3 protein-coding genes are annotated in these 3,077 nt (G+C 62.0%); all 3 read left to right on the top strand.

All coding sequences use genetic code 11. The features are described from left to right. On the top strand, nt 1-1,191 hold a 1,191-nt coding region (locus tag JJE47_15400; protein MBK5268806.1), incomplete at its 5' end, for a DUF2029 domain-containing protein. Nucleotides 1,192-1,261: 70 nt separating this feature from the next. After that, on the top strand, nt 1,262-2,482 hold the full coding sequence (locus tag JJE47_15395; GenBank protein ID MBK5268805.1) for a DUF2029 domain-containing protein: 1,221 nt from the start codon (nt 1,262-1,264) through the stop codon (nt 2,480-2,482). 176 nt (nt 2,483-2,658) lie between these two features. Next, nucleotides 2,659-3,077 (top strand): hypothetical protein (locus tag JJE47_15390; GenBank protein ID MBK5268804.1); only part of this gene is annotated, 419 nt, incomplete at its 3' end.

Below are 3,077 nucleotides of genomic sequence, written 5' to 3'. Positions count from 1 at the left end.
GCCTGGACTGAAGCCGGGCCGGGCCTGGATCGATGGCTGATCCGACTTATCGTGTTCGGGGTCTTCCTGCGTTTCGTCATTCTGTTGACAACCTTCGGGTCGAACGACACGTCCTATTGGGGCGAGTTTGCCGATGGGGTGCTCGCTCATGGTCTCATCGGTGCCTATGAGCGGCACGAGTTTCTCAACCATCCGCCCCTGGCGATTCTGATGGTCACCGGCCTCCGATGGATCTCGGATACCTCGGGGATTGGTTTCCCCGCACTACTCCGACTGCCTGCGGTCATCGCCGACCTGGTGGCCATCGGCCTGCTCTACAGGTACTGGCTGCCCAAAAGCCGCCGGATGGCGCTCACCGTGGCGGCGGCCTACGCCGTGGCGCCGATCGCCATCCTCATCAGCGCCTACCACGGAAACACCGACACGATCTATGCCGTTGCCCTGCTCGCCGCCGCAATCCTCCTCAGCAAAGATCGAGGGTTGGCAGCCGGTCTGGTCTTCGCGTTTGCCATCAACATCAAACTGGTTCCCCTCATCGCCGGACCGGCCCTGCTCGTGGCCGCCTGGCAACGCAAACAGCACATCGCATTCCTGGCCGGTTCGGCCACCGCCCTCATCGGGTTCGCTCCCATTGTGCTGACCAGGCCCGGCCTCCTCGTTACGAACATCGTCGGATACCTACCGAATCCCACCCAGTGGGGTCTCAGCGGACTCTCGTGGATGTTTCCCGATGCCGGATGGCTGACGACGCTGGCCCGCAGCCTCGAAACCAACGTACGGGTCGTGCTGGTCGCCGTCACGATTGGCGGCCTCATCGCCGCCATCAAACGAGGCCAGCGCCACCCGGTCCGCCTGGCTATCTGGCCGGTGATGGCGTTTCTGGTGTTCTCGCCGTCGGTCGCACCCCAACACATCATCCTTGCCGCCGGGCTCATATGCGCGGCCGATATCGGGTGGGCCATCGTCTGGACTCTCGCCACGTCGGCCTACGCGATCGCCGTGTACGTCTCATATCTCGATCCCGCCCTACGCCCTCTGGTTTCCGCCTTTAGCGGACCGGTGGAAGGCTGGGTAGTGATCCTCGGTTTGGTCGCCCTGGCCACCAGTGCCATGGCCGGATGGAAAGTTTCGATGACCGTCGTGCCAGATGACGGCTTGGCCCGGGTGAACCCGGTCGACACGAATCGGTGAGTACAGTCGATCCGATGCGAGACCAATCGAACCTCCTGAGTAGCGGCGGGACAGGAACCTGGGACAGTTGATGGCAGGAGCTGCGGGCCGAATTCGCAAGGCCTGGGCTGAAGCCGGGCCGGGGCTGGATCGCTGGTTGATACGGCTCATCGTGTTCGGAATCTTCCTGCGGTTCATCCTTCTGTGGACAACCTTCGGGTCGAACGACACGCGGTACTGGGGAAACTTCGCCGATTCCGTACTCGCTCGTGGCCTGATAGGGGCCTATCAGGAGCACGAGTTTCTTAACTATCCGCCGTTGGCGACCATGATGGTGACCGGGCTTCGATGGATCGCCGAAACGTCGGGGGCTTGGTTTCCGGCTCTGCTCCGACTTCCCGCCGTCATCGCCGATTTGGTGGCGATCGGTCTGCTCTACAGGTACTGGCTACCCAAAGGCCGACGGATGGCGCTCACCGTGGCGGCGGCGTACGCCTTGGCGCCCATCGTGATCCTTTCGAGCGCTTATCACGGAAATACCGACACAATCTATGCAGTTGCCCTGCTCGCCTCGGTAATCCTCCTCAGCAAGGATCGCGGGTTGGCAGCCGGTCTGGTCTTTGCGTTTGCCATCAACATCAAACTGGTTCCCCTCATCGTCGGACCGGCGCTGCTGGTAGCCGCCTGGCAGCGCAAACAGCACATCGCATTCCTGGCCGGTTCGGCCACCGGCCTCATTGGATTCGCTCCCCTTGTGCTGACCAAGCCCGGACTCCTTGTCACGAACATCGTCGGATACCTACCGAATCCCACCCAGTGGGGTCTCAGCGGACTCTCCTCGGTGTTTCCCGATGTGGTGACACTCGCGGAACTGGCAAGCATCATCGAAAACAACGTACGCATCGTGCTATTAGTCGTCACGATTGGCGGCCTCATTATCTGCATCATGAGGGGTCAGCGTGACCCGGTTCGCTTGGCAGTCTGGCCCACGATGGCCTTTCTGGCTTATACACCCACGGTCGCTCCCCAACACATCATCATCGCCGCCGGACTGATATTCGCGGCCGATATCGGGTGGGCCGTCGGTTGGACCCTCGCAACATCGGCTTACGCGATCGCCGTGTATCTCTTTCATCTCGATCCCGTGCTTCGGCCCTTCGTCTCGGCCTTCTATGGAGCGGTGGACGCCTGGGTAGTAGGACTCGGATTCGTCGCCCTGATCACCAGTGCCATCGCCGGCTGGCAAGTCTCAATGACCGTCGCACCAGATGACGGTTCTCGTGAGTTGGACGAGGTCAACGCGAATCGGTGAATGCCGTCGGGTCGATACGGACCCGAACGGACTTCGGGGCTAAGGAGGTATTTCGGTCCCCTGGCTACCAACGCAGAGTAAGACGGTAGATCGACTGTGGGCGTCTGATTTGGCCGACCTGGGGCGTGTAGCCTGGTGACGACGGGCGACGCACGGTGGCGTGCTGGGAGGCGACCATGAAACGAACGCGGATACTGGTGCCCGGTTTGGCCATGCTCGTTGTCGTCGGTGCGGCACTGCCGGCCGGCGCAGGCGTCGCTTGGGCCGTCCCAGGGACTGCACCATACGCTTCGAGAGCCGTTTCGGCAGCCATCACGGTGCCGCCCGGCGGCTCGTTTTTCGATGACGACGGAAACATCTTCGAGGCGGATATCGAGGCGATTGCAGCCGTCGGGGTCACCAGGGGGTGCAATGCGGAGCGAACCTCGTTTTGCCCGACCAGGTCGGTGACGAGGGGCCAGATGGCGGCGTTTCTCGTCCGGGCACTCGGATTCACCGATCAAGACCCTGCCATCGGCTTCACCGACGACAACGACTCCATCTTCGAAAACGACATCGAAAAACTCGCCACCGCCGGCATCACCAAAGGCTGCGG

The sequence above is a fragment of the Acidimicrobiia bacterium genome (genome assembly GCA_016650365.1).
GTDB lineage: Bacteria > Actinomycetota > Acidimicrobiia > Spongiisociales > JAENVV01 > JAENVV01.
Note: the sequence above shows the minus strand (reverse complement) of the source record. Positions and strands in the feature narration are given on the sequence as shown.